General features: G+C 73.9%; 21 protein-coding genes. 10 read left to right on the plus strand and 11 right to left on the minus strand.

Annotated features, from left to right (window positions below; genetic code table 11):
* Positions 1 to 138: 138 nt before the first annotated feature.
* Positions 139 to 1,590, minus strand: coding sequence for a sensor histidine kinase (locus ACFV4F_RS23470; protein WP_380505157.1), 1,452 nt, complete (start codon positions 1,588 to 1,590; stop codon positions 139 to 141).
* Between the two features lie 297 nt (positions 1,591 to 1,887).
* Between ACFV4F_RS23470 and ACFV4F_RS23475 the strand changes: the two genes are divergently transcribed.
* Positions 1,888 to 3,414: an APC family permease gene (locus tag ACFV4F_RS23475; protein ID WP_380505160.1), complete on the plus strand. Its 1,527-nt coding sequence runs from the start codon at positions 1,888 to 1,890 to the stop codon at positions 3,412 to 3,414.
* Positions 3,415 to 3,447: 33 nt separating this feature from the next.
* On the opposite strand, the gene ACFV4F_RS23480 is transcribed toward ACFV4F_RS23475, so the two are convergent.
* The 4 genes from ACFV4F_RS23480 to ACFV4F_RS23495 all read right to left on the minus strand — a co-directional run bounded on the left by ACFV4F_RS23480 (position 3,448) and on the right by ACFV4F_RS23495 (position 6,737).
* Positions 3,448 to 4,173, minus strand: coding sequence for a DUF2470 domain-containing protein (locus ACFV4F_RS23480; RefSeq protein ID WP_380444901.1), 726 nt, complete (start codon positions 4,171 to 4,173; stop codon positions 3,448 to 3,450).
* 121 nt (positions 4,174 to 4,294) lie between these two features.
* Positions 4,295 to 4,702 carry a RidA family protein gene (locus ACFV4F_RS23485; protein ID WP_380505163.1) on the minus strand — a complete coding sequence of 136 codons (408 nt, stop codon included), beginning with the start codon at positions 4,700 to 4,702 and terminating at the stop codon, positions 4,295 to 4,297.
* 32 nt (positions 4,703 to 4,734) lie between these two features.
* Entirely contained in the window at positions 4,735 to 5,484 is a 750-nt protein-coding gene (locus ACFV4F_RS23490; protein WP_380444903.1) for an IclR family transcriptional regulator, read from the minus strand.
* Positions 5,481 to 6,737 carry a sugar kinase gene (locus ACFV4F_RS23495; RefSeq protein WP_380505166.1) on the minus strand — a complete coding sequence of 419 codons (1,257 nt, stop codon included), beginning with the start codon at positions 6,735 to 6,737 and terminating at the stop codon, positions 5,481 to 5,483. Before ACFV4F_RS23495 ends, ACFV4F_RS23490 begins: the two co-directional genes overlap by 4 nt.
* Positions 6,738 to 6,960: 223 nt before the next feature.
* On the opposite strand from ACFV4F_RS23495, the gene ACFV4F_RS23500 reads away from it, so the two are divergent.
* The 5 genes from ACFV4F_RS23500 (at position 6,961) to ACFV4F_RS23520 (ending at position 13,504) form a co-directional block, all read left to right on the plus strand.
* Positions 6,961 to 8,277, plus strand: a complete 1,317-nt coding sequence (locus tag ACFV4F_RS23500) for an alanine racemase (RefSeq protein ID WP_380505169.1) — start codon at positions 6,961 to 6,963, stop codon at positions 8,275 to 8,277.
* Positions 8,277 to 9,932, plus strand: coding sequence for an amidohydrolase family protein (locus ACFV4F_RS23505; protein WP_380505172.1), 1,656 nt, complete (start codon positions 8,277 to 8,279; stop codon positions 9,930 to 9,932). The genes ACFV4F_RS23500 and ACFV4F_RS23505 overlap by 1 nt, the downstream gene beginning before the upstream one ends.
* Positions 9,929 to 10,561 (plus strand): bifunctional 4-hydroxy-2-oxoglutarate aldolase/2-dehydro-3-deoxy-phosphogluconate aldolase, encoded by a 633-nt coding sequence (locus ACFV4F_RS23510; protein WP_380505175.1) that lies wholly within the window; start codon positions 9,929 to 9,931, stop codon positions 10,559 to 10,561. Before ACFV4F_RS23505 ends, ACFV4F_RS23510 begins: the two co-directional genes overlap by 4 nt.
* 136 nt (positions 10,562 to 10,697) lie before the next feature.
* Positions 10,698 to 12,275, plus strand: a complete 1,578-nt coding sequence (locus tag ACFV4F_RS23515) for an alpha-amylase family glycosyl hydrolase (protein WP_380505178.1) — start codon at positions 10,698 to 10,700, stop codon at positions 12,273 to 12,275.
* A gap of 155 nt (positions 12,276 to 12,430) precedes the next feature.
* Positions 12,431 to 13,504 (plus strand): hypothetical protein, encoded by a 1,074-nt coding sequence (locus ACFV4F_RS23520; RefSeq protein ID WP_380505181.1) that lies wholly within the window; start codon positions 12,431 to 12,433, stop codon positions 13,502 to 13,504.
* A 129-nt stretch (positions 13,505 to 13,633) separates the two neighbouring features.
* Here the strand turns inward: ACFV4F_RS23520 and ACFV4F_RS23525 are convergent, their stop codons facing one another.
* Together ACFV4F_RS23525 and ACFV4F_RS23530 are read right to left on the minus strand one after the other, a co-directional pair.
* Positions 13,634 to 14,365, minus strand: a complete 732-nt coding sequence (locus ACFV4F_RS23525; RefSeq protein ID WP_380505184.1) for a (2Fe-2S)-binding protein — start codon at positions 14,363 to 14,365, stop codon at positions 13,634 to 13,636.
* Positions 14,366 to 14,592: 227 nt separating this feature from the next.
* Positions 14,593 to 15,150 (minus strand): hypothetical protein, encoded by a 558-nt coding sequence (locus ACFV4F_RS23530; RefSeq protein WP_380505187.1) that lies wholly within the window; start codon positions 15,148 to 15,150, stop codon positions 14,593 to 14,595.
* Between the two features lie 195 nt (positions 15,151 to 15,345).
* Between ACFV4F_RS23530 and ACFV4F_RS23535 the strand changes: the two genes are divergently transcribed.
* A complete protein-coding gene (locus tag ACFV4F_RS23535) occupies positions 15,346 to 16,539 on the plus strand; it encodes a sensor histidine kinase (RefSeq protein ID WP_380505190.1) in 1,194 nt (397 codons plus the stop codon).
* A 141-nt stretch (positions 16,540 to 16,680) separates the two neighbouring features.
* On the opposite strand, the gene ACFV4F_RS23540 is transcribed toward ACFV4F_RS23535, so the two are convergent.
* Positions 16,681 to 18,264, minus strand: a complete 1,584-nt coding sequence (locus ACFV4F_RS23540) for a purple acid phosphatase family protein (protein ID WP_380444913.1) — start codon at positions 18,262 to 18,264, stop codon at positions 16,681 to 16,683.
* A gap of 99 nt (positions 18,265 to 18,363) precedes the next feature.
* On the opposite strand from ACFV4F_RS23540, the gene ACFV4F_RS23545 reads away from it, so the two are divergent.
* Entirely contained in the window at positions 18,364 to 19,047 is a 684-nt protein-coding gene (locus ACFV4F_RS23545) for a response regulator (protein ID WP_380505192.1), read from the plus strand.
* Between the two features lie 383 nt (positions 19,048 to 19,430).
* On the opposite strand, the gene ACFV4F_RS23550 is transcribed toward ACFV4F_RS23545, so the two are convergent.
* Positions 19,431 to 21,107 carry a peptide-N4-asparagine amidase gene (locus ACFV4F_RS23550; RefSeq protein WP_380505195.1) on the minus strand — a complete coding sequence of 559 codons (1,677 nt, stop codon included), beginning with the start codon at positions 21,105 to 21,107 and terminating at the stop codon, positions 19,431 to 19,433.
* A 163-nt stretch (positions 21,108 to 21,270) separates the two neighbouring features.
* Entirely contained in the window at positions 21,271 to 22,176 is a 906-nt protein-coding gene (locus ACFV4F_RS23555) for a LysR family transcriptional regulator (RefSeq protein WP_380505198.1), read from the minus strand.
* Between the two features lie 138 nt (positions 22,177 to 22,314).
* Between ACFV4F_RS23555 and ACFV4F_RS23560 the strand changes: the two genes are divergently transcribed.
* Positions 22,315 to 23,274: a pseudouridine-5'-phosphate glycosidase gene (locus ACFV4F_RS23560; protein ID WP_380505200.1), complete on the plus strand. Its 960-nt coding sequence runs from the start codon at positions 22,315 to 22,317 to the stop codon at positions 23,272 to 23,274.
* Between the two features lie 3 nt (positions 23,275 to 23,277).
* On the plus strand, positions 23,278 to 24,150 hold the full coding sequence (locus ACFV4F_RS23565) for a carbohydrate kinase family protein (protein WP_380498644.1): 873 nt from the start codon (positions 23,278 to 23,280) through the stop codon (positions 24,148 to 24,150).
* A 43-nt stretch (positions 24,151 to 24,193) separates the two neighbouring features.
* Here the strand turns inward: ACFV4F_RS23565 and polX are convergent, their stop codons facing one another.
* Positions 24,194 to 25,969: a DNA polymerase/3'-5' exonuclease PolX gene (polX, locus tag ACFV4F_RS23570; RefSeq protein WP_380505203.1), complete on the minus strand. Its 1,776-nt coding sequence runs from the start codon at positions 25,967 to 25,969 to the stop codon at positions 24,194 to 24,196.
* Between the last annotated feature and the right edge of the window lie 166 nt (positions 25,970 to 26,135).

Raw genomic sequence — 26,135 nt, forward strand, 5'->3', positions numbered from 1 at the left:
TTTGCCAGCTGCCACCACTTTTTATTCTTGTTGGTTGGGTTGGCGCGGTTGTTGTGGTTTTTCTCCGCCCGCCCCACGTCCACGCGGGGGGCCCCGGGCCGGTCGCTGTTTTCCCGCCCCCCGTTCTCGTCGCGGGCCTCAGCTCCGGTCAGCGCCGGCCGGCGGGGGCGTCTCCGGCGGCGGTGTGGCCGCGCCCGGCAGCCGGACGGTCGCGACGGTGCCGCCGTCCGGGCCGGCCGGTGCGAGCGCGACCTCGCCGCCGGCCGCGCGGACCGTGCGGGCGACGATCGCCAGCCCCAGGCCGGATCCCGGCAGTTGGCGGGCGGACGGGGAGCGCCAGAAGCGGTCGAAGACGTGCGGGAGGTCCTCGGCGGCGATGCCGGGGCCCTCGTCGCGGACGGCGAGTTCGCCGTCCGCCAGCGAGACGCCGATCCGGCCGCCGGGCGGGCTGAACTTCACCGCGTTGTCCAGCAGGTTGATCACGGCGCGCTCCAGCGCGTGCGGATCGGCGCGTACGTACCAGGGCGTCAGGTCGGCGCCGAACACCAGGCCGGGGCCGCGCAGTTCGGCCCGTTCGACGGCCCGGGCGGCGATGTCGTGCAGGGCGACGACGGGCAGCGGCTTCGCGCCGCGGGCGTCGGCGGGCCGGGACAGTTCGAGCAGGTCGCCGATGAGGGTGGAGAGTTCCGTCATCTGCGCCTTCATGTGGCCGAGGATCCGGGTGAGCGTCGCCTCGGGCAGCGGGCGGCCGGACTCCTGGCTGCGGATGAGCAGGTCGACGTTGGTGCGCATGGAGGCCAGCGGGGTGCGCAGTTCGTGGCCGGCGTCGGCGATCAGCCGGGCCTGGCTGTCCAGCGAACCGGCGAGGGCGGTGCTCATCGCGTTGAAGGCCTCGCCGAAGCGGGCGATCTCGTCGTGGCCGGAGACCTCGATCGTCACGCCCGGCTCCTGGGTGCGGGCGATGTGCTGGGCCGCGCGGGTGAGGCGGTCGACCGGGCGCAGGGCGGTGCGGGCGATCCACAGGGCGCCCGCGGCGGCGAGCGCGATGACGACGGCCGCGGCGCCGGCGGTGATCAGGGCGAGTTCGGTGAGCGCGTCCTGCACCGGTTCGAGCGGCTGGGCGAGCGCCACGGCGGCGGTGGAGGCGGCGTTGTCGAATATCACCGGACCGAAGCTGACCACGTAGACCCGCACCGGGGTGCCGTCGACGGTGTGGCCGTCGCGGAACAGCGAGGCAGCGTGCGGGCCGCTGCTCCCGCTCTGCGCGACGGGCAGGTCGTCCGGGGTGGCGACCACGGCGCGGGGGTCCTTCTGCGGACAGGAGGTGCCGTCGGCGACGATCACCGTGGGGACGGTGTCCCCCCTGGGCATCCAGGGCTGCCCGGCCGCGCCGTTGCACCAGTCGTTCAGCGCCTTGATCTGCGCGCCGCTCGGCGGCCGGTCGCCCGGCATCCACGCGTGCGACAGCGTCTGGTCGACCTGGTTGACCATCTCGTCGCGCGCGACGAACCAGCCGGCCACCGCGCAGGCCACGACCGCCAGCGAGACCGCGGCCGCGGTGAAGAGTGCGAGCCGGCCGCGGAGCGTCATCCGGCCGAACCAGTGGGCCGTGCCCGGTCTCTCCCTACCCGGTCTTTCCTTGTCCTCTGCCGTCATGGCTCCCATTCCCCCGGGTGTTCGTCCATCGTCGGGCCACGATCCACCGCGACCGTGAGACGGCGATGAGAGCCGGCTGACGTGGAGATCAAGACTGCGTCCGGTGGAGTGGCCGGAATGGTCGTTCGTTGACGATTTGTTCGGCGTGCGGGCCTTCGGCGTGCTGCGATGGCGCCGGTCGGGTGCGGTGGTCGGGTGCGGTGGTCGGGTGCGGTGGGCGGAGGCGGGCGGATGGCGGTCCAGAGCGGCGGGCGGGCGGTGGAGCGTGGGGTCGACCGGCTGAAGCCGGGGTCGGTGGGGCTCGTGGGGGTGGTGTTCATGGCGGTCGCCACCGCCGCTCCGATCACCGCGATGACCGGGAACCTGCCCATCGTCGTCGGGCAGGGCAACGGGGCCGACGCGCCCGCCGCGTACGTGGTGGCGACGCTCGTGCTCACCGTGTTCTCGGTCGGGTACGTGGCGATGGCCCGGCACATCACCGCGGCCGGTGCGTTCTACGGGTACGTCTCGCACGGGCTCGGACGCGTGGTGGGGATGGCGGCCGGGCTGCTCGCGCTGCTCGCGTACGTCGCCTTCGAGGCCTCCGTCGTCGGCTTCTTCGCGTACGCGCTGCGTGGGCTGGTGCGGGCGCAGCTGGGCGTGGACCTCGGGTGGGGGTGGTACGCGGCGGCCGGGCTGCTGGTGATCGGGGTGATGGCCTGGTTCGACCTGCACCTGACCGCGCGGGTGCTCGGGGTGGCGCTGGTGCTGGAGGTCGGGGTGCTGGGGGCGGTGTCGCTCGCGGTGCTGGCGGCCGGCGGCGGGCCGGACGGGATCGTCGGCGAGGTGGTGAATCCGCTGAACGCGCTGAAGGGGGTGGGGGGTTCGGGCGCCGCGGCGGCCGGGCTCGGGCTGTTCTTCGCGTTCACGTCGTGGGTGGGGTTCGAGTCGACGGCGATGTACGGGGAGGAGTCGCGCGATCCGAAGCGGGTGGTGCCGCGGGCGACGCTGGCGTCGGTGGTCGGGGTCGGGCTGTTCTACGTGTTCGTGTCCTGGATGATCGTGTCCGGCAACGGGGTGGAGCACGCGGTCGCGGTGGCGAGCGGTGCGGTGCCGGGCAAGGACGGGAACAGCCTGTTCTTCGACCCTCTGGGCGCGCACCTCGGGGCGTGGGCGGTGCGGGTGTTCCAATGGCTGGTCGTCACCGGGTCGTTCGCGTGCGCGATGGCCTTCCACCAGTGCGCGGCGCGGTACCTGTACGCGATCGGGCGGGAGCGCTTCCTGCACCCGGCGCTCGGGCGCACGCACCCGCGGCACGGTTCGCCGCACGTCGCCTCGGTGGTGCAGTCGGGGATCGCGGCGGGGCTGGTGCTCGCCTTCCTGGCGGCCGGTATGGATCCGTACCTGCACCTGTACACGCTGCTGGCGCTGCTGGGGACGATGGCGATCCTGATCGTGCAGACGCTCTGCTCGTTCGCCGTGGTCGGGTACTTCCACGTGCTGGGGAGGCACCCGGAGACCAGGCACTGGTTCCGGACGCTGACGGCGCCGGTGGCGGGCGGGGTGGCGATGGCGGGGGTGGTCGCGCTGCTGGTGGTGAACCGGGGCACCGCGGCGGGCGCGGCCGCCGGGACGCTCCTGTTCCGGTTGATCCCGTACCTTGTGATCGGCGCCTTCGCAGGCGGGATCGTGCTGGCGCTCGTCATGCGGTGGCGGCGGCCGGAGCTCTACGCGCGGATGGGGCGGATCGTGTTGGAGGATGCGGCGGAACGTGATTGACGGTCCGTCAGGTCTCTTTGGGGTTGACGGTTCTCAGGTGCGGTGGACGGGCAGCGCGTGCTGGGCGGCGGCCAGCAGGTCGTGCATGCGGTGGCCGAAGTCCTCGGTGTCGGTGGCCGGTTCGGGGAAGACCAGGCGGACGTCGCGGTGGCCGTGCGGGTGGTCCAGGCGCAGCACCAGGCCGTAGCGGTCGAGGGCGAGCGGGCGCACGGCGGGGCGGCCGGCGAGGAGTGCGGGGTCGAGCAGCCGGGTGAGGACGGCGAGCGCGTCGGCGTGGTCGTCGGCGAGGTGGGTGAGCAGGCCGGCCTCGGTGCGGGCGAGCGGGTCCGCGGTGACGAGGGCGAGTTCGGCGGCGGTGACGGCGCCGGTGCCGTACGGGGTGGACAGGACGGCGTGGGCGGTGTCGACGCGCAGGTGGACGCTGAGGCCGTCGTCGGCGAGGTGCGCCAGGCGCAGTCGGCCGGCGAGGGAGAGGCGGCCGCGGACCCGGTCGCGGACGGCGACGGGGGAGACATCGGTGACGTCGAGGACGACGGCGAGGCCGTCGGGCGCGTCGACGGCGGCGAGGGTCAGCGGGGCGTCGATGGGCGCGCGCAGCCGGAGCCGGGAGCCGTGGACCGCCACCGGGCTGGCGAGGTCGTGGTGCTCGCCGAGGGCGCGGACGGTGAGCGACGCGGTGGCCGTGAGCAGGCTGTGGACCCGCTCGGCGGTGGTGGGCTCGGCGGCCTCGTCGGCGGGGTGCTGGCGCGCGGTGGCCATGCGGACCTCCTGTTAGTTAGGTGAGCCTAACCTAAGGGTGGCGGGCGCCGGTGGCAAGCGGCGGGCCCGGACCGCGTGAAGCGTCCGGGCCCCGGCTGGCGGCCACTTCTTCCGCGGCGCGTCAGGAGACGACGGCCTGTGCGTCGATCTCGACCAGCATCGGCTCCTGCGGCAGCTCGACGAAGATCGTGGTGCGGCAGGGCTTCACGCCGCCGGGCTTGATGTTCTCCGCGATGAACTCGCCGTAGACCTCGTTCATCGGCGCGAAGTCGGCGCGCTTGGCGAGGTAGACGCGGAACATCACGACGTCCTCGATGCTCGCCCCGCCGGCCTCCATGATCGCCTTGACGTTCTCCAGCGTCCGCCGGGTCTGCGCCTTCACGTCCCCGTGGTACAGGTACTCGCCGGTGGCGGGGTCCTGCGGGCCCTGGCCGGAGACCTGGAGGATCGGGCCCTTGCGCACGCCCTGGGAGAACAGCCAGGCCGGGGCGGGTGCGCCGTCGGTGCGGATCTCGGTCTTGTCGCTCATGCTCATCCTCTGCTCATCATTTTGACGAAGTGTCAGATCTGTTCCGGTCGGCCGCAGTCGGCCGAGATGGCGCGGGTGGTGGCGAGCAACTGCGGTAGCAGGTCCAGCACTTGCTCGTACGAGAGGAGGACGTCCGGCACCGAGATCGACGCGGCGGCGACGACCCGGCCGCTCGCGTCCCGGACCGGTGCGGCCACGCAGTTGATGAAGGCCTCGTGCTCCGCGTGGTCCTGCGCCCAGCCCTGTGCGGCCACCCGCTCCAGCTCGGCGAGCAGCGCCTCGGGCGACGTGAGGGTGTTGGCCGTGTGCGGGGTGAAGTCGACGCCCGCCACGACCCGGCGCCGCTCGGGCAGCGGCAGGTCCGCCAGCAGCACCTTGGAGACGGCGGCGCTGTGCAGCGCGGCGCGCAGGCCGATCCGGGAGTACATCCTGACCGGGTGGCGGGAGTCGAACTTGTCGATGTAGACGACCTCACCGCCCTCGTACGCGGCCAGGTGGACGGTCTGGCCGGTGGCGGCGTTCAGCTCGGCCAGGTGCGGGGCGGCGATGCGGCGGATGCCGCGCTGCTCCAGGGCGAGGCCGGACAGGGCGAACAGGCCGGCGCCCAGGTGGTAGCGGTAGCCGGCGTCGCGGTAGACGAACCGTTCCGCTTCGAGGCTCTGGAGCAGGCGCAGCACGGTCGTCTTGTGCACGCCGAGCACCTCGGCCAGCTGGTCGAGGGAGCGCTCGCCCTCGCCGAGCTCGGCGAGGATGCGCAGGGCGCGGCTGACGGTCTGGCTCATCGGGCTCCGCTCGGGGTGGTCCGGCTCCGGTCCGGGGTGGTCGGGTCCGGGGTGGTCCGGTCCGGTGCGGTCCGGCTCGCCCGGGAGCCGAGCGCGGGGCTGCTGATGGCGCTCGCCGTGACGCGGGTGGCGGCCCAGGCGGCGGGGGCGGCGTCGAGCAGGGCGGCGACGACGGGCGCGGGCGGCAGCTCGGCCTGGTCGCCGTGGGTGGTGAGCGCGCAGGCCGCGCTCAGGTGGCCGAGGCGCAGCCGGCGGCGCTGGTCCAGGCCGCGGAGCGTGCCGGCGAGGTAGCCGGCCGCGAAGGCGTCGCCCGCGCCGGTCGCCTCGACGACCTCGACGGCGAGGGCGGGTTCGGTGACGGCGGAGCCGTCCCGGCCGAGCGCGGTGACGGCCCGGGCGGCGTCCTTGACGACGATGGTGGCGGGCGACGGGAATCGGCGCCGTAGGACGGCCGGGTCGCCGGTGCCGAACGCGGCCTCGGCCTCGTCGGCGCCGAGCAGCAGGACGTCGGCGGCGTCGAGCAGTGGTGGCAGGACGGCCGGGTCGCGGTCGCGCCAGAGTGCGGGGCGCCAGTTGAGGTCGAAGCTCACCAGGCGGCGGGGGCTCGTGGGGGTGTTCGGGGTCTTCGGGGCGTCCGGGCTCGTCGGGCGCGTCGGGCGCGTCGGGCTCGTGGGGTTGTTCGGGTTCGTCGGGGTGTCCGGGTGGCTCGGGCGTGGGCCGACGAGCAGGGCGCGCAGGAGGGCGAGGCAGTCGTCGGAGAGTGCGGCCGTGATGCCGGACAGGTGCAGCAGCCGGGCGCCGGCCAGCAGGCGGGCGGCCGTCGGATCGTCCAGCAGGGCGGGGGAGAGTGCGGCGGCGGCCGAGCCGCGGCGGTGGTAGTGCAGGCGGCTGCGGCCCGGGCCGAGGTCGTGGTGGTGGCCGGTGGATCCGCCGACCTCCTTGAGGTAGAGGCCCGTCGGCCGGTGCGGGTCCACCGCGACGGCCGAGACGTCGACCCCGCGGGCGGCCACCTCGGCGACCAGGCGGCGGCCGAAGCCGTCGTCGCCGACCCGGCTGATCCACGCGGTGGGCACGCCAAGCGCGGCGAGGGCCCCGGCGACGTTGGACTCCGCGCCGCCGACCGACAGCCGGAAGGTGTCCACCGCCTCCAGCGGGCCCGGGCGGTCCGGCAGCAGGACGGCCATCGACTCGCCCACGCAGACGGCGGCCGGCGGGCCGGGGCGCGCCGGGCCCGGGGTGTCCTGTGGCGGCATCTGCTGGGCTCCTCGTCTGCGACTGTGCCCGGGGCGCTGGCATCGGACCGGCTCCGACGGCTTTCGACGGCCTTCGACGGCTTTCGACGACTGAGGTCGGTTCCGCTCACCGTGGTCCGGGGGCGGTTCCGTTGACCGTGGTCCGGCGCCGATGCTAGAACCGTGATGCCAGCATGTGCAACCCTCGTTGCGCATGTTGCAACCTGGCTGATGGAGGAAGACAGTGGGGCAGACCTTCGCACGCGGCGCATTCGCCTGCGCCGGCACCGGTCCCGGCATCGACGCCGCCGCGGTCGCGGCGCTCGCCGACGAGGTGCTGGACTGGCGGTTCAAGGCGGTCCCGGCCGACGGGCACGGCCGTACCGTCCGGGACTGGCTGGCCACCGGGCCCACCCTGAGCGGGCTCGGCACCCCGCTGCTCACCCTCGACGCCGCCGCCCTCGACCACAACCTGCGCACCATGGCCGACTGGTGCGCCAAGGCGGGCGTCGCCCTCGCCCCGCACGGCAAGACCACGATGGCGCCCGCCCTCTGGAAGGCGCAGCTGGACACCGGCAGCCACGGCATCACCCTCGCCAACCTGCCCCAGGTCCGCGTCGCCCGCGCCTTCGGCGTCCAGCGGATCCTGCTCGCCAACACCCTGCTCGACCCGGTCGGACTGCGCTGGCTCGCCGGTGAACTCGACGCCGACCCGGAGTTCGGCTTCGTCTCCTGGGTGGACGGCGTCGAGAGCGTCCAGCTGATGGACGAGGCGCTGCGTGCCGCCGGGGCCGAGCGGCCCGTCGAGGTGCTCGTCGAACTCGGCGGCCCCGGTGGGCGGACCGGCGCCCGCGGCGTCGACGCGGCCTTCGAGGTCGCCGCCGCCGTCCTGCGCGCCCCGACCCTGCGGCTGGCCGGCGTCGGCGGGTACGAGGGCGCGCTCGCCCACGACGCGACGGCCGAGAAGCTCGCCACCGTCCGCGGCTACCTCAAGGCGCTCGCCGACCTGCACGGACGGCTCGCCCGCGCCTACCCCGACGACGCGCCGCCGATCGTCTCGGCCGGCGGCAGCGCCTACTTCGACCTGGTGGTCGAGGAGTTGGCCGCGCTGCCGGACGCGTTGACCGTGCTGCGCTCGGGCGCCTACGTCGCGCACGACGACGGCTTCTACCGCGGCATCTCGCCGCTCGTCCGGGGCGCCGGGGACGCTCCCTTCCGGGGTGCCCTGCACGGCTGGGCGCGCGTGGTCTCCCGGCCCGAACCGCAACTCGCCCTGCTGGACGCCGGAAAGCGCGACCTGCCCTTCGACGAGGGCATGCCGGAGCCGCAACTCGTACGCGGGGGCACCGGATTGACCGACACAGTGGCCCGGATCACCGCGCTCAACGACCAGCACGCGTTCCTGCGGGACGCCGGCGACCTCGCACCCGTCGGTGCGGTGCTGCGCCTCGGCGTATCCCACCCGTGCACCGCCTTCGACAAGTGGACCGCGATCCCCGTGCTGGACTCCGCGGACGCGGCCGAGCCCAAGGTCACCGGGCTGGTCAGGACGTTCTTCTGATGAACCAGGGCGAGGGCGGGGAGCCAGGCGGGGCGGTCGTCTTCCGTGGCGCGACCGTCGTCGACGGCACCGGCGCGGAGCGCTACCGGTCCGACGTCCGGATCGCCGACGGGCTGATCACCGGGATCGGGGCCGGGCCGGACGGCGGGCGCGGGGTCGGGCCGGACGGCGGGCGCGTCGTGGACGCCGACGGGCTCGTCCTCGCCCCCGGGTTCATCGACATGCACGCCCACTCCGACCTCGCCCTGCTACTCGAACCCGAGCACCCGGCCAAGGTCACCCAGGGCGTCACCTGCGAGGTCCTCGGGCAGGACGGACTGTCGTACGCCCCGGTGGACGACACCACCCTGCCCGCGCTGCGCCGCCAACTCGCGGGCTGGAACGGCGATCCGGCGGACCTCGACTGGGACTGGCGCGACGTCGGCGGCTACCTGGACCGCCTCGACCGCACCCGGGCCGCCGTCAACGCGTGCTACCTCGTCCCGCACGGCTCGCTGCGCATGCTCGCCATGGGCTGGGCCGACCGCGCGCCGACCCCGCTCGAACTCGACCGGATGCGCCAGGAGTTGGCGCGCGGGCTGCTGGCCGGGGCGGTCGGCATGTCCAGCGGGCTGAGCTACACGCCCGGGATGTACGCGGACACCGCCGAGCTGGTCGACCTGTGCACGGTGGTCGCGGCCTACGGAGGTTTCCACGCGCCGCACCAACGTTCCTACGGTGCGGGTGCGTTGGAGGGGTACGCGGAGATGGTGGAGATCTCCCGGCGGAGCGGGTGCGGACTGCACCTGACCCACGCGACGATGAACTTCGGCGTCAACGCGGGCCGGGCCGGGGAACTGCTGGACCTCGTCGACGCGGCGCTCGCCGACGGCGTGGACCTCACCCTGGACAGCTATCCGTACCTGCCGGGATCCACCACCCTGGCGGCCCTGCTGCCGAGTTGGGCCACCGAGGGCGGCCCGGCCGCGACCCTCGCCCGGCTCGCCGACCCGGCGGCGTGCGAGCGGATCCGGCACGCGGTGGAGGAGACGGGCAGCGACGGCTGCCACGGCGTGGTCACGGACTGGGCGACGATCCAGGTCTCGGGCGTCCGCTCGGCCGAACTGGCGGACGCGGTCGGCCGGACGGTCGCCGATCTCGCCGCCGAACGGGGGAGCGGCGGCACGGACGTCTTCCTCGACCTGTTGCGGCGGGACGAACTGGCCACGACGATCCTCCAGCACGTCGGCCACGAGGAGAACGTCCGGGCGATCATGCGCCACCCCGCGCACACCGCGGGCAGCGACGGGTTGCTGGTCGGCGCCCGTCCGCACCCGCGAGCCTGGGGCACGTTCCCGCGCTACCTCGGCCACTACGGCCGGGAGTTGGGCGTGCTCACACTGGAGGAGGCGGTGGCCCGGATGACCGGGCGGCCCGCCGCCAGGCTCGGGCTGCACCGGCGCGGCCGGATCGCGCCCGGCTACCACGCGGACCTGGTGCTCTTCGACCCCGAGCGGGTCCGCGACGCCGCCACCTTCGAGCAGCCCCGGCTGCCCGCCGAAGGCATCGAGCACGTCTACGTCAACGGCACCGCCGTCGTCCGGCAGGGCCGCACCACGGGCGCCAGGCCCGGGCGGGCCCTGCGCCGCACCGATCGAGGAGCCCGAGCCCTGTGACCTCCCCCGCGCCTTCCCCCCTCTCCGCTCTGAGCGACGACCGGGTCCTCGCCGTGGTCCGCGCGCCGCGGATCCCGGATGCCGCCGCGCTGTGCGCCGCGCTCGCCGACGGTGGCATCACCTGGACCGAATTCACGTACACCACACCGAATGTGACGGAGTGCCTGTCCGCCGCCTCCAAGGCCGGGTGGCGGGTCGGAGTGGGGACCGTCCTGACCGCGGAGCAGGCCGAACGCGGGGTCGCGGCCGGGGCGTCGTTCCTCGTCACCCCCGGCTGCCGGCCCGAGGTGGCCGCCGCCGCGCACGCCGCCGGGGTGCCGGTGGTGCTCGGCGCGCTCACCCCGACCGAGGTGGCCCACGCGGTCGACCTGGGCGCGGCGGCCGTCAAGATCTTCCCGGCGAAGGCGTTCGGGCCCGGCTACTTCAAGGACCTGCTCGGCCCGTACCCGGACGTCCCGCTGGTCGCCTCGGGCGGGGTGAACGCGGGCAACGCCGCCGCGTTCCTCGCCCACGGTGCGTTCGCGGTCTGCGCGGGCACGGACGTGGTGCCGCCGGACGCCGTCGCGGCGGGGGACTGGGCGGAGATCACGCGCCGGGCCCGGGCGTTCACGCAGGCCTGCGGACGGTAGGGCGGGGCGCGCGGTGGGCTCGCCGCCGGGGTCCCGGTCGCGAGGTCGGCGCGCTGGTGCGGCGCACTGTCGGGGCGGGCGGGATTGCGCGAGAATCGGGGGACCCGGCCCCGGACCCGGCAGGAGGACCCAGCCCATGACCTCGACCCGCCCCGGCCCCGACTGGCTGGCCGACGCCGTCCTCTACCAGATCTACCCCCAGAGCTTCGCCGACTCCGACGGCGACGGCATCGGCGACTTCGGCGGCATCGCCGAGCACCTCGACCACCTCTCCTGGCTCGGCGTCGACACGGTCTGGCTCAACCCCTGCTTCGCCTCGCCGTTCCGCGACGCCGGCTACGACATCACCGACTACTTCACCCCCGCCCCGCGCTACGGCAGCACCGACGGCCTGGTCGCCCTGGTCGAGGCCGCCCGCCGCAAGGGCATCCGGATACTGTTCGACCTGGTCGCCGGCCACACCTCCGACCGCCACCCCTGGTTCCTGGCCGCCGTCGACGACCCGGCCGACCATCGCTACATCTGGTCCGACCGGCAGACGGACGGCTTCGTCGCCTCGCCCGGCAGCCGTCCCGGCTTCTACCGGCCGAACTTCTTCGACTGCCAGCCCGCTCTCAACTTCGGTTATGCGCGCCCGAGTTCCGACGAACCCTGGCGCCAGCCGGTGGACGCGGACGGGCCGCGCGCCAACCGGGCGGCGCTGCGCGACATCATGTCCCACTGGCTCGGCCTCGGCGTGGCGGGCTTCCGCGTCGACATGGCGTACTCGCTCGTCAAGGACGACCCGGACCGGACCGAGACCGGGAAGCTCTGGACCGGCCTGCGCGACTGGCTCGACCGCACCCACCCGCAGGCCGCCCTGTTCGCCGAGTGGGGCGACCCGGCCGCCGCCCTCTCGGCCGGCTTCCACGCCGACTTCTTCCTCCACTTCGGCGGCGCCGACCGCGGCCTCCCGCTGCGATCCCTCTGGAACAACAACGGCGGCACGGTCGAGGAGTTCTGGCACCAGGACGCGTGCTACTTCGAGGCCGACGGCCGCGGCACGCCGCAGGTCTTCCTCGACGCGTGGCGCTCGGCCGCCGAGCTCACCGAGGACAGCGGCCACATCGTGCTGCCCACCGCCAACCACGACTTCTCCCGCCTTGCGACCGGTCCGCGCACCGCCGAGGAACTGCCCGCCGCCTTCGCGTTCCTGCTCACCTGGCCGACCCTGCCCGCCGTCTACTACGGCGACGAGATCGGCATGCGGTACGTGCCGGGCCTGCCCGACACCGAGGGCAGCGTGCTCGGCCCGCGCTACAACCGGGCCGGCTCGCGCACCCCGATGCAGTGGACGCCCGGCCCGACGGCCGGCTTCTCCGCCGCCGCACCCGAGCGGCTCTACCTGCCCGTCGACCCGGACCCGCACCGGCCGGACGTGCTCACCCAGCGCGCCGACCCGACCTCGCTGCTGCACACCGTCCGGCGGCTGATCGCGTTGCGGCGGGCGCACCCGGGGCTGGGTGCGTCGGGCGGGGTGGACGTGCGGTGTGCCGGGTACCCGCTGGTGTACACGCGGTCGGGGCGGTACCTGGTGGCCGTCAATCCGCGGCGGGAGCCCGGTGCGGTGCCGCTGGGGGAGGCAGTCCGGGCGCTGGACGCCCAGGGCGTGCGGGTCGTGGACGGGGAGCTGCGGGCGGACGGGTTCGGGTACGGGGTGTTCGAACTGGTGTGAGTCCGGGTGCTTCGGGGCCCGCTTCCGATCGACCTCGGATAGTTGTAAGCTACATCCATAGATGGTTGCATTTACCACCTTCATTGGTTGTATGTGCCACTTATCTCTTCACATAGCACAGTGTCACCGCGTCATCGGAGGACGGTACGAACGCCATGAGCAGCACACCCCGGAACCCCGCCGCAGCGCCCGCCCTGGGGCACTCGCTCAAGCACCTCGCCGTCCACCTGATCACCCCGCTGCTGATGTGCCTCGGCATGGCGCTCGCCTACCAGGGCGCCTTCCACCAGCCCGAACCGCACCACCTCAAGGTCGCCGTCGTCGGCACCACCCCGCAGGCGCAGGGCCTCGCGCAGGCGATCCGCGCGAAGGCCGGGGACGCCCTCGACGTCCGCACGCTGCCCGACCGCGCCGCCGCCGAGCAGCAGCTCAAGGACCGCGACCTGGTCGGCGCGTTCGTGCCGGACGCCCGCAGCCCCGAACTGATCGTCGCCAAGGGCAACTCGGACACCTCGGTCGTCGCCGCCACGGCGGTCTTCACCGGAGTCACCGACCGGCAGGGCGTCCCGCTGCACGTCACCGACCTCACGACACCCGCCAAGGGCGACCCGACCGGCCAGGGACTGTTCTTCCTCCTGGTCGCGCTGAGCATCGGCTCGTACGCGAGCGTCGCCGTGATCGGCGCGGCAGGCGCGGCGCTGGGCATGCGGATCCGGGCGCTCGTCGGCCTCGCGGTCTCGCTCGTCGTGAGCGTGATCGGGATCGTCACCGCAGGCCCGGTGTTCCACGTCGTCGACCACGACGCGGCGGCGGTGTGGGGGCTCGGCTGGCTCTACTCGGCGGGCGTGGTCTTCATCGGCATCGGTCTGCACACCTTCCTGAAGAAGTGGACCACGCTCACGATGATGGTCCTGTTCGTGATGCTCAACTTCACGACCTCCGGCGGCATCTACCGCCCCGAGCTGCAGAACGCCTTCTTCGGCACCCTGCACGGCTTCTGGACCGGCGCCGGCTTCCTGGAGGGGGCGCGCAGCATCCTCTACTTCGACGGCGGGGCCGGCCTGGGCGGGCACGTTCTGACGCTGGTGGTGTGGCTCCTGCTCGGTGGGGCGGCCATGGTGGCCGCGGCCCTGTACGAGCGGCGCGGGCGCCGTCCCCTGGAGGCTGCGCGGGGTGAGGAGGCGGACGTCGAGGCCGAGGAGGAGATGGAGGAGGCGGTCGCGGTCTGACCGCGGACGGATGAGGACTTCGCCCGGTGTCAGGGCATCGGCACCGGGCGGGGGATCGACGGCCCGCGCCCGGCCCTGGACAAGCCGGGTGTGGGCTGCTGCGTTCTCGTCGCCGTGGCCGCTATCGACTCAGGGTCTCTTGGCGGACGGCGGGCGGGTGAAGCAGCAGTCCCCGCACACGCCGGCGCCCGGGCCCACGCGGTAGTACAGGCAGCAGCTGCGGCGCTGGAACGCCGTGCCGTGCGGGCCCGTGCGGAGTGTGCCCGACCCGGCGAGTGGCGGCTGGTCCAGCAGCTCGGCGACCAACGTGCGGGCGGCGTCCGGGGCGTGACCGTCCAGGACGCGCAGAGTGCCGGCGAGGGCGGACGCGGAATTGCCGACCAGCAGTCGGGCGGAGAGCGGGACGACGGCGCGGACGGCGGCGGCGAGGGGCTCCAACTGGCCGTCGACGATGGCGTCGTGGATTTGCTGCGGGAGCGTCCCGGTGGCAGACGGGCCCTGCGGTGTCCGCTGTGGCGTCCACAGGTCCATCGGGCCCTGGTCGGGGATCCGCATCCACGCTTCCTCCAGTGACGGCACCGCCCCGAGCAGGACGGCCGCGCCCACGCCGACCGACCAGAACCGCGCGGCCAGGCCCAGGTGCAGGATCGACGCGGCGACCCGGAGCTCGGTGGTGCCGAGCCGCCGCGCCACGACTTGCACCCGCGCCGCCAGCGGTCCGTCCGGTCCGCCGTCGTACAGCTCCCGCAGCGGCCGGTAGCCCGGCGGCGGGGTGTCGTCGGCGGAGGTGGCCGTGCCGAGGGCGAAGTACGGGCCGACGGCGGCGAGCCGGCGGAGGTCGGCGGCGGGCGCGGGGTTCACCGGCCATCCCCTGCGTGGCCGGTGAACCCCGCGCCCTGGTCGGAGGGTTCGGAGGGTTCGGAGGGTTCGGAGGGTTCGGGGTGTTCGGCGCGTGCGGCGCGCTCGGCACGTACGGGGTGTGTGGCACGTACGGGGTGTGTGGCACGTTCGCCGTGCCGGTCGCCGGACGGGGTGGTGCGGGCGGTCATCGGGCGGGCCTCCGAGCTCGGTCGGGCGGCCCGGCGGGCTCAGCCCCGCACGGTGAAGCCGCCGCTGGTGGTGGGGAGGAACGCTACCGTGCCCTGGCAGTCGGACACCGGCGCGCCGAACATGCCCCACACCCAGCCGACCCGGCCCGCGTGCCGCCCGTTCCCCTGCACGGTGAGCGCCACCTTCGCGCCCACCGGCGTCCGGCCCGGGAACCACGGCGCCTCGCCGCTGGTCACCACGCCGGTCGCGATCGCCTCCCGGCCGCCGACGCCCAGGCAGGTGATGTCGCCCGAGAAGTCGGCGACCAGCCGGCCGTCGGTGTGGACGTGGGTGACGTGGAAGTGCCCGCGGGTGGTGCGGGGGTCGGTGTTGACGTCGGCGTGGGCGTCCACCTCGATCCGCACGGCGTCGCCCTCGAAGCCGGTGAACGTGGTGGTCAGGACGGTCCCGGCGGCGCCGTGGACGCTGACCGGCCCGAAGTCGTCGGAGTGGGTGTCGGAGGGCGTGCCGGCGGTGGCGCTCGCGGGCGCGGCGGCGGTGATCGTCGCGGCCAGGAGGCAGAAGGCGGCTGCGGCGGTGGCGAGGCGGCGGTTCATGGTCCGTCCTCCTGTGGGCGGGTTGCGTGTGGGCGGGTCGTGTGTGGGTGGGACGCGGTGGCAGGTGCGTCGGGAACCACTCTGCTCGGTGCGGGTCTGCCAAACCTCCCGCTGTGGAGTGGAGTTGCCTCCATCGGGAGGAGGAGGCCGAATCCCCCGGCATCCCCCGGGAGAGCTGCCCGTAGGCTCGCGTGTGTGCGTACCGATCTCCCGTCCGGCGTCGGCCGGTTCCGTCGTGTGCCGGCGCTGATGGCCGGGGTGGCTTTGCTGCTGCCCGTCGTGCTGGCGCACCCGGGCGAGCACGGGGCGGCGTTGCTCGTCGCCGTGATGGCGGCGGTGGTGACGGTGGCCGCGCTGCTTTCGTGGCCTGCTGGGCGGATCGCGCTCGCGGCCGGTGCGGGGGCCGTGGCAGGCCTGTCACTGCTGCTCGACGTCGGGTACTCCGGGCCGTACCGGCTGCCCGCGTTCTGGCTGCCGTTCGAGTGGCTCGCGCTGCTCGCGGTGCTGTTCCGGGTCGTGCGACGGGTGCCCGGGCGGTGGGTCGGCGTGGTCGGCGTGGCGGTCGGGTGCGCAGCTGCGCTCCTGCCACTGCGCTTCACCCTGCGGATGCCGCACGGCAGTTGGGCGGGGTCGCTGATCGCGCTCCTGCTGGCGCTGCTGCCTGCCCTCGGGGTGGCCGGGGCCTCCCTCTACCTGCGCGTGCTGGACGCCCGGCGGGAACGCGCCGTCGACCGGGCGCGCCGCGAGCAGCGGCTCGAAGTCGCCCGCGGGCTCCACGACTTCGTCGCCCACGAGATCACCGGGATCGTGCTGGAGGCGCAGGCGGGCCAACTCGGGCCGCAGGACGGGGAGGAGACGGCGGCCCTGTTGCGGCGCCTGGAGGAGGCGGGCCTGCGGGCGCTCGACTCGATGGACGAGATGGTCGGTGCGCTGCGTGACCCGCAGTCCGGCGAGGCCGTCCGGGAAGCGCGCCGGTTCGGGCCGGCCGACCTGCCCGAACTGGTCGCGCGCTTCGACTCGGCCGGGGGCACGCGCGCCACTGTCCACCTGCCGCCGGACCCGGATGCCCTGTTGGCAGCCGAGGCCGGGGCCACCGTGTACGCCGTCGTGCTGGAGGCGCTGACGAACGTCCGCCGACACGCTCCGGGGGCGGGTGCGGTGGTCGTTCGGGTGAGTGGCGCGGTGGGGACGGAGGTCGAGGTTTCCGTGACGAACGACGGCGGTTCTCCTGTGCGGCGGGGCCGCAGGCTGCTGCGCCGCCGCCCCGGCGCGGGCGGCACGGGCCTGGTCGGTCTCACGGCGCGGGTCGCCGCCCACGGCGGGACGCTCATGGCCGGGCCGCACGGAGTGGGTGGCTGGCGCGTCGTGTGCACGCTGCCGGGGCGGTAGCGAGGCGTGTGCTGGGCGCGGGAGGGGATGGCGGCCGGCGAACGGCGAACAGAAAACAGATGACAGATAACAGATGTTGAAAGTTGTCATCTGTTATCTGTTCGCCGTCATCCGTCCGGCCCCGCCCCCGCCCCCGCTCCGTCAGAGCTCGCGCCCGCCGCCGCGGGAGCCGCGCGGGCGGGTGAGCGTGAAGCGGTCGACGGGGACGAGGTCGCCGTACGGGCCGCTGACGGAGTAGTAGGTGACGTTGATGCTGGTGTCGCCGCCGCGTTCGCCCGGGTCGACCTCGAACGCCGCGAAGCCGTACGGGTTGTCGGCGTCGCGGAAGGCGGACCACGGCGCGTCCTCGATCACGTACACCGGCGGGCGCTTGCCGGTGGCGGGGTCGACCGCGCCGACGCCGGTGATGACGCGGGCCTTGGCCGGGCTGAAGAACAGGTGGTTCGAGGGGGCGGAGGTGCCGCCGCCGCCGATGACCATGTGGACGGTGCCCCGGGTGGTGTCGATCGTCCCGGTGTCGGTCGCGACCGGGATCGGCGTGCGGGTGTCGGTGGGCTGCTGGCCGCGGATCGGGTGGGAGCGCTCGTAGTGGTGCTCGTGGCCGCAGACGACGAGGTCGACGCCGTACCGGTCGAACAGCGGTACCCAGGATTCGCGGATGCCGAGGTCGGCGCCGTTGAACTTGTCGGCGGTGGAGATCACCACCTGGTGCATGCAGACGACGATCCAGTCGATCTCCGGGTCGGCGTCGGCGGCGGCCAACTCGCGTTCCAGCCAGCGCTGCTGGGCGCCGCCGGAGTAGCCGTGGACGTAGGAGTTGCCGGCGTCCTGGTAGGCGACGTCGTCGTTGTTGAGGCTGATGACGCGCACCGCGCCCGCCGTGAACGCGTACCAGAGGCCGCGTAGTTCGTCGTCGGAGCCGGAGGACGGCAGGTCGAAGTAGGCCTGGTAGGCGCCGTAGCCGATCGGGCCGTTGCCCTTCTCGTTCTCGTGGTTGCCGGCCGCCGGCATCCAGGGGCGGTGGCGAGCGGAGCGGGAGTTGTTCTCGAACCAGTCGGACCACGTGCGGACGCGGTCGGTGGCCAGGTTGGCGTAGCAGAGGTCGCCGTTGACCAGGTGGAACAGCGGCGCGACGCGCTCGACCCCGGCGGTGGTGTCGCCGGCGGCGAGGCTGCCGAGGTTGTCGTTGGCCCAGCCGTTCGCGGTCTGCTTGCCGAGGGTGGGGGTGCCCTGGTCGCCGAAGCTGGTGAAGGTGAAGGCGGCCCGGCCGCGCGGCGCGGTGCGCACGGTGCCGAGCTCCGGGGTGGCGCCGTCGTGGACGGCCGCGTACACGTAGTCCGTGTCGGGGCGCAGGCCGCTCAGCCGGGCGTGGTGCACCTGGACCTCGGTGCCGGACTGGGCGTCGCGGTAGGTGGTGGTCGACGCGTCCTCGCTGCGGCCGAAGCCGCCGTGCGAAGTGCCGTACATCACCCTGGGGTTGGCGACGGACGCGGTGGTGTGCCAGGACACCACGACCTCCCGCGAGGCGTCCGCGCCGAACTGGAGGTGCAGGCCCGCGACGCGCGGCGCACCGGAGCGGTCCGGCCGTTCCCACAGCAGTGGGGAGGCGGCGGCCGGTGTCGCCGCGACGCCGGAGAGGGACACGGCGCCGCCGAGTCCGAGGCCGGTGGCGCCGGCCAGGAGACCGCGCCTGCTGACGGGGGGACGTCCACTGGATGCGTTCATGCCCGCCAGCCTGACGGTCCGCAGGTGAACCGCGCCGGGTTTCCGGCGTGAACACTCCGGCCCGTCCGGCAACGGCACCCGCGTGGGAGACTGCCGGGCGTGACGAGTACGAACGGGGCTCCGGGGGAGCGGCTCATCCGGACGCTGATCGCGGACGATCAGGAGGCGGTCCGGCGCGGGGTGCGGCGGATCCTGGAGGCGCAGCCGGACATCGAGGTCGTGGGGGAGGCGGCGGACGGGGTCGCGGCCGTCGAGCTGGCCGCGCGGCTGCGGCCGGACGTGGCGCTGGTGGACGTCCGGATGCCGCGCATAGACGGGCTGGAGGTGACCCGGCGGCTCGCGGGGTCCGTGCACGTCGTGGTGCTGACCACCTTCGACCTGGACGAATACGTGTATCCGGCGCTGCAGTTCGGCGCGTCGGGGTTCCTGCTGAAGCGCTCGGGGCCGGCGCTGCTCGCGGAGGCGGTGCGGGCGGCGGCCGGGGGCGAGAGCCTGATCAGTCCGTCGGTCACCGTGCGGCTGCTCAGGCACGTGACGGCGCCGCGCCGGGGTGCCGGCCGTCCGGCGCCGGTGGTGGCGCTGACGGAGCGCGAGGTGGAGATCGCCGGGCAGGTCGCGGCGGGGCGGACGAACGCGGACATCGCCGCGGAGCTGTTCATCTCGGCCGGGACGGTGAAGACGCACGTGGCCAGCATCCAGCGGAAGCTGGGGGTGCGGAACCGGGTGGGCATCGCGGTGCACGCCTGGGAGATGGGGTTCGCTGTGCCCGGTCGGCAGGAGTGAGCCGGCAGGGGTGAGTCAGCAGGAGTGAGCCGGCAGGGGTGAGCCGGCAGGGGTGAACTCGGCAGGTGTGAGTCGTCAGGGGTGAAGTCGGCAGAAGGCGTGAAAGAGCGGTCCACGGAGCCGAGGGGCTGCTCCGTGGACGCGCGGAACCTGCGAGGCGGAGGGGCCTCCGGACATCGCGTCCTCCGGCCGTGGGTTGTTCGATCGTCGACCGAGGTAGTTCACAGCGGCAGACCCTGATCCGTCTCGATCTGTCGCCACTGCCTCCTGCGGTCGAACTTCCTCGTCTACCTCGCAGGTCCATCTCTCATCATGCGCTTCCCCGGCGCCGTGCACCAGGGTTTTTCCGCCCGAATTGGGACGATTTTCGCGGCGGGTGACCGCTACGACACGGGCCAGCCGTCCACCGTGGTGATCGTCCGCCGGTACGGCCCGTCGGGCCCGGTGCTGCGGTAGTCCTCGGTGCTGCCTCCGGTGCGGACGGTGCGGTCGCCGTCGTGGCGGTGGGCGGTCGGACGCAGCGTGTGGTCGACGGTGGCGACCGAGGTGACGTGGCCGCCGGTGGCCGCGGTGGCGGCGCGGTGGTAGCCGAGGTCCATCGAGGTCACCTGGTCGGTGTTGCCGGCCGCGTCGCGGGTGAGGCGGTAGGTGACGTCGAGCGGTTCGGACTCGTGGACGGTGGTGGTTCGGTGCGGGCCGCCGCCCCAGGTGGCGGTGGAGCGGGTGAGGTCGGTGCCGTTGTGCAGGGTCACGTCGTTGCCGCCGTCGCGCAGTTGCTGGGCCGAGCCGAAGGAGAGGTCGTCGCGGACCTCGGTGGTGACGCGCCCGTGCGAGGTCTGCACCCAGCCGCGCGCGAGGTCGTGGCGCCCGGCGCCGACCGTCCAGTCGCCGCTGCCGCTGCCGCTGCCTCCGTCGTGGTCGGCGAGGGTGGTGGTGACGGCGGCCTCGGGGGCGACGCGGTAGTCGGTGAGCTGTCCGGTGGTGCGGTCGGTGCCGTGGTCGGTGTCGGCGAAGAGGTTGACCTGGCCGGTCCAGGCGTCGTTGCTCTGCGCCTCGGCGGCGTTGACGGTGATCCCGACGCTGTGCGGGCGGCCGTCGAGGAGCAGGCCGACGTACGGGGTGAGGTCGATCCGGTAGGCGGGCAGGTCGAAGGCGAAGATGCTCGGGACGGGCCGCCACAGCAGCGGGTCCCAGCCGCCGGTGTAGATCACCGGGTAGGGCCAGACCGCGCCGGCGACCCGGCCGTCCACGGTGAGCCGCAGTTCGCGGAACGGGCCCTTGCCGCACGCGCCGAGGCCCGGGTTGGCGCTGACGAAGGCGTCGGGCGCGGAGGCGTACGCGAACTCCTCGCAGGCGCCGCCGCCGCGGGTGTAGACCTCGGCGGTGAGGCGTTCGAGGTTCTGCGGGAAGGTGACGTCCCGGGTGGCGGTGGGGGTGGCCTGCGTGAGCGAGAACGGGCCGGTGGTGAGGAGCCGGTCCGCGGTGTGCGGGGCGGGCCAGCGGTCCGAGGTGGTGTAGAAGGTGAGGCTCGCCGAGATCGTGTAGACGCCGGTGTAGGTGGCGTCCGTGACGTTGGCGAGGTCGAAGCTGAACGGCTGCGGGCCGCCGGCGAACAGCGGCGCGTAGCGGGTCACGTCGTGCTCGACGTTCCAGCGGATGCCGTCCTTCGACGGTTCCGGGGTGGAGGACAGCAGCACCTGGACGCCGCCGATCCGCACGCTGAAGATCCGGTCGAACTGCCGCCCGGCGACCTGGCCGTGGAGGTCCAGCACGACGGCGGACCACGGCCCGGCGCAGTCGGCGGGCGGGGTGAGGGCGGCGTCGTACGGGGTGTCCGGCGGGTTGCCGTAGCCGTTGCGGAACTCGCGCTCGTGCATGACCTCGACGGTGCACGAGCGGGTGTCGGGCCGGGTGAGCGGCTTCTCGGCGGTGTACGGGTCGTGGTAGCCGGAGCCGAAGTCGGCGTGCGCGGGGCCGGCGGCGGTGACGGCCGCGGTGAGGGTCAGGACGGCGGCGCCGAGTAAGCGGGCGGCGCGGCGGAGCAGGGGGCGGACGGCCAACGGGTGTCCTCGGGGCTCGGGTCGGGCGGCCCACGGCGTGGTGCCCGCGGGCCGGGTGGACGGTCCGCGCATCCTTCCGGCGGTGGCATGTGACCGTCAAGGTGTCCGCGGGGCCGTCAAGGTGCTCCCCGGGCCGTCAAGGCACATTTCGGCGAGGTCGGATTCAGCGGTCCGACTCCAGCGCCGCCGCCTCCTGCCGGATCAGGTCGCGCAGCGCCGCGAGCCGGGGCCGGCGGTCGTCGAGGCGCCACTGCATCTCCAGCGGCAGGGTGGCCCGGCCCTCCAGGCGGACGGTGGCGACGTCGCCGGTGAGGTGGCCGGTCATCGAGCCGGGGACGAGCGAGAACGCGCGGTTGCGGGCGAGCAGGTAGAGCCGGGAGCCGACGATCCGCGGCGGGCTGACCAGCACCGGCGGGTCCACGCCGCGGTCGGCGCACAGGCCGAGGACGTGGTCGTAGTAGCGCGGGTGCTGTTCGCGCGGCCACAGCAGCAGGGGCAGGTCGCGCAGTTCGGCGAGCCGGACGGCGTCCCGCCCGGCGAGCGGGTGGTCGCGGCCGAGCGCCACCCGGACCGGCTCGTCGGCGATCCGTTCCAGCCGGTAGCCGGGCACCTCGGCGAGGAAGCGGCCGAGGCCGATGTCGGCGAGTTCGGCGGCCAGGGTGGCGGACACCTGCCCGGTGTCGACCGCGAGTTCGGCCGCCACCAGCGCGGGCAGCTCCTGTTCGGCCCGGCTGATCACGGCCGGCAGGAGCCGGTTGACCACGCTCGGCGAGGCGACGATCCGGGCGGTGCCCAGCCGGGACTCCTCGTGCAGCCGCACCCGGGCCAGCAGCGCCCCGGCCTGTTCGAGCAGCCGGGCGCTCTCGGCGGCCATCACCTCGCCGGCCTCGGTCAGGCGGACCGACCGGCGGCTGCGGTCGAACAGCTCGACGCCGACCGTCCGCTCCAGCCGGGCGACCTCCTGGCTGACCGTCGGCTGCGAGACGTGCAGCCGCTCGGCGGCCCGGCCGAAGTGCAGCGTGTCGGCGACGACGAGGAAGACCTCCAGCTGACGCAAGGTGAAACCCATGGTCCGAAGCCTAGGTCAAACCCATAGTTCAAAGCCTATGGGAAGGGGCAGTACTCATTCTGGATCCCGATCCGAGCCGTCCGTACGCTGATCATCACCTTGCCCCGCCGCAGTGGCATGTCACAGAGAGCGTCCACCATGACCGGACTCACCGCGCCCAACTCCGAGGCCACCCCCAGCCCCGAGGCCATCCGGGTCTCCGACGAGGTCGCCCGGGCGGTCGCCGAGGGCACGCCCGTCGTCGCCCTCGAATCGACCATCTTCACCCACGGCCTGCCGCGCCCCCGCAACCTCGCCGTGGCACTGGAGGCCGAGGAACGGCTGCGCGAGGCGGGCGTCGTCCCGGCGACCATCGGCGTCCACGCGGGCGTGCCGACGGTGGGCCTGAGCACCGAGCAGATCACCGAACTGTCCGCCACGGACGGCATCGACAAGGTCAGCCTGCGCGACCTCCCGGTGGTCGCGGCGTTCGGCCGGCACGGCGGCACCACCGTCGCCGCCACCGCCTTCCTCGCCCACCGCGCGGGCGTCCGGGTGTTCTCCACCGGCGGCCTCGGCGGCGTGCACTTCGGCGCCTCCGAGAGCTTCGACGAGTCGGCCGACATGACCACGCTGGCCGCCACCCCGGTCACCGTCATCAGCGCCGGCGTGAAGTCGATCCTCGACATCCGGGCCACCCTGGAGCGCTTCGAGACCTTCAACATCCCGGTCATCGGCTACCGCACCACCAAGTACCCCGGCTTCTACGTCACCGACTCCGGCCACGAGATCGCCTTCCGCGTCGACTCGCCCGAGGAAGCCGCCCGCGTCATCGACGCGCGCGACGGCCTCGGCCTCCCGCAGGCCGTCCTGATCGCCAACCCGGTCGACCCCGCCGAGCAGCTCCCCCCGGAGGAGCTCGACGGCATCCTCGCCCGCGCCTGGGCCGAGGCCGACCGCCGGGGCGTCACCGGCAACGCGTCCACGCCGTTCCTGCTCGACTTCATCCAGCGCGACACGCAGGGCCGCAGCCTGGAGGTCAACGTCGAGGTCTACCGCGGCAACGTCCGCCTCGGCGGCGAGATCGCGACCGCGCTCGCCGCCGCGCGAAAGGCCTGAGCCGTGCTGGGGGTGCTCGGCGACCTCGTCGAGGACGTCGTCGTGTGGGTCGACGGCCCGCTGCGCCACGGCACCGACTCCGCCGCGCGGGTGTTCCGCCGGCGCGGCGGCAGCGCCGCCAACGTCGCGTGCTTCGCGGCCGGGCAGGTCCCGGCCCGCTTCATCGGCTGCGTCGGGGACGACCCGGTCGGCGACGGCGTCGTCGCCGAACTGACCGGCCACGGCGTGGACGTGCGCGTCGAGCGGCGCGGCCGGACCGGCAGCGTCGTGGTGCTCATCGACCGCGACGGCGAGCGCACCATGCTGCCCGACCGGGGCGCCGCCACGCTGCTGGACCGCGTGCCGGACGCGTGGCTGGCCGGCCTGAGCCACCTGCACGTGCCCGCCTACTCCTTCGACGGCGAGCCCGTCGGCCGCAGCGCCGTCGACGCGCTCGCCCGGGTGCGGCAGGCGGGCGGCACCACCTCGGTGGACGCCTCGTCGACGGGCATGCTGGAACAGTTCGGACGGGAGCGGTTCCTCGGCCTGCTGGCCGAGTTGGCGCCGACCTTCGTGTTCGCCAACCGCTCCGAGTCCGCCTACCTCGGACTGCTGGCCGACGGGACGCCCGGGCCGGAACGGGCCCGCCTCGCCGCCACCACGGTCGTCACCAAGGCGGGCGCCGACGCGACCACCGTCGACGTGCCGGGCGAGCCGCCGTTCACGGTGGCGGTGCCGCCGGTGGCCGACGTGCGCGACCTGACCGGCGCGGGGGACGCGTTCGCGGCGGGGTTCCTCGCCGGCTTCCTGGACACCGGCGACCTCCACCTGGCCGCCGGGCTCGGACACCGCAGCGCGGCGCGCGTGCTCGCCTCGCCGGGGGCGTCGTTCGGCTGACCTCCCCGGGCGGTCCTGGTGCGGCGGGGCCGCCCGGCGGTTCTCAGCGCAGCGCGTCCTTGCGGAGGAAGCGCTTCAGCCGTTGCCACGTCCAGGTGTTGACGACGTCCTCGGCGGTGAGCCACGCGCGCTGCGCCGTGCCGATGCCGAACCGCGGGTAGGCCAGGTGTGGCGTCGCGTGCGCGTCGCTGTCGATGCTGAAGCGCACGCCGTGCTTCTTCGCCCGCAGCACGTCCTCGTCGCGCAGGTCCAGGCGCTGCGGGGAGCTGTTGATCTCGATCGCCGTCCCGGTGCGCGCGGCGGCCTCGAACACCGCGTTCAGGTTGACGTCGATCGGGCCGCGCCGCCCGATCCTGCGGGTGGTGAGGTGGCCGATGACGTGCACGTACGGGTTCTCGCAGGCGCGGACCAGGCGGCGGGTCTGGGCGGCGCGGTCGAGGCCGAAGTGCGAGTGCACCGAGGCCACGCACACGTCGAAGCCGGCCAGGAACTCGGGCGGCCAGTCGACGCCGCCGTCCGGGCCGATGTTCAGCTCGGTGCCGTGCAGGAGGCGCAACTTCTTGTGCCGGGCCGCCAGTCGGCGCAGCTGCTCGCGCTGGGCGAGCATCTTCTCGTCGGTCATCCGCTGCATGACGAGGTCGGGCGCGTGGTCGGTGACGGCGTAGTACGCGTAGCCGCGGGCGGCGGCGGTGTCGATCATCTCCTCCAGCGTGGCCAGCCCGTCGGTCAGGTCGGTGTGCGTGTGGAGGTCGCCGCGCAGGTCCGACTCCTGGACCAGGTCCGGGAGTTCGCCGCGCAGTGCCGCCTCGACCTCGCCCCGGTCCTCGCGCAGCGGCGGCGCGATCCAGGGCAGGCCGAGCGCCGCGTACACCTCGTCCTCCGTCGCGGACACGACCTTGGCGCCCTCGGCCGCTCTTCCCTTGGTCCTGCCGTCGGTCTTGCCCTCCGCTTCGCCGCCCACCTCGAAGAGGCCGTACTCGGACAGCTTCAGGCCGGCCCGGACGGCCATCGTGCGCAGCTTGATGTTGTGCGCCTTCGACCCGGTGAAGTAGACGAGCGCCGCACCCCAGTCCTCCTCGGGCACCACCCGCAGGTCCACCTGGACGCCGCCGGTGGTGAGCACCGAGGTCTTGGTCGGCCCGCTCGCTATCACCTCGGCCACGTAGGGGAGTTCGGTGAGCGCGGCCATCAGCGGGGCGGAGTCCTCGGCGGTCGCGAGGACGTCGATGTCGCCGACCGTCTCGCGCATCCGGCGCAGCGAACCCGCGTACGCGCAGCGGGTGCAGCCGGGCACGGCGGAGATCGCGGCCACGAGCTGCTCGGCGAGCTCGGTCGCGGCGTCCAGCAGGGTGCGCCCGCCGGACTGCCGCATCAACTCGATGCCGTGCAGGATCTTCTCGCCGCTGCGCTCGCCGAAACCGGCCACGCCGCCGAGCCGGTCGCCGCGGATCGCCTCGGCCAGCTCGTCGACGGACGCGATCCCGAGGTCGCGGTAGAGGGCGAGGGCACGCTTCGGGCCGACGCTGGGGACGGCCATCATCTCCCGCACACCGGACGGGATTTCGGCGCGCAGCTGTTCCAGCGCGCCGATCCGACCGGTGGAGAGGTACTCGGCGACCTTCTCCGCGGTGGACTTGCCGACGCCGGGGATCTGCTGGAGGCCCTTGGCGTCCAGTCCGGCGACGTCCTCCGGGTGACCGCCCACCGCGCGTGCGGCCTTCTCGTAGGCGCGGGCCCGGAACGCGTCCCCGCCGGTGATGTTGATCAGGTCGGCGTACTCCTGGAGCAGCTCCCGCACCTGGTCGTTGAGCCGGGGCATGGGGCCAGTTTAGGGCGGGGGGTCGACGGCCCGCCTGTGCTGGTTTCCGGTCTCGTTCCCGGTGCGCTCGCTGCCGTGTTCTGCTCTGGTTCTCCGGTCGGTACCTGCCTCGTTCTCGGCTGGCTCTCCTGTCGGTGCCTGTCCCGTTCTCGGCCGGTTTGCCCGT

This window comes from Kitasatospora sp. NPDC059722, from assembly GCF_042733235.1.
Classification (GTDB): domain Bacteria; phylum Actinomycetota; class Actinomycetes; order Streptomycetales; family Streptomycetaceae; genus Kitasatospora.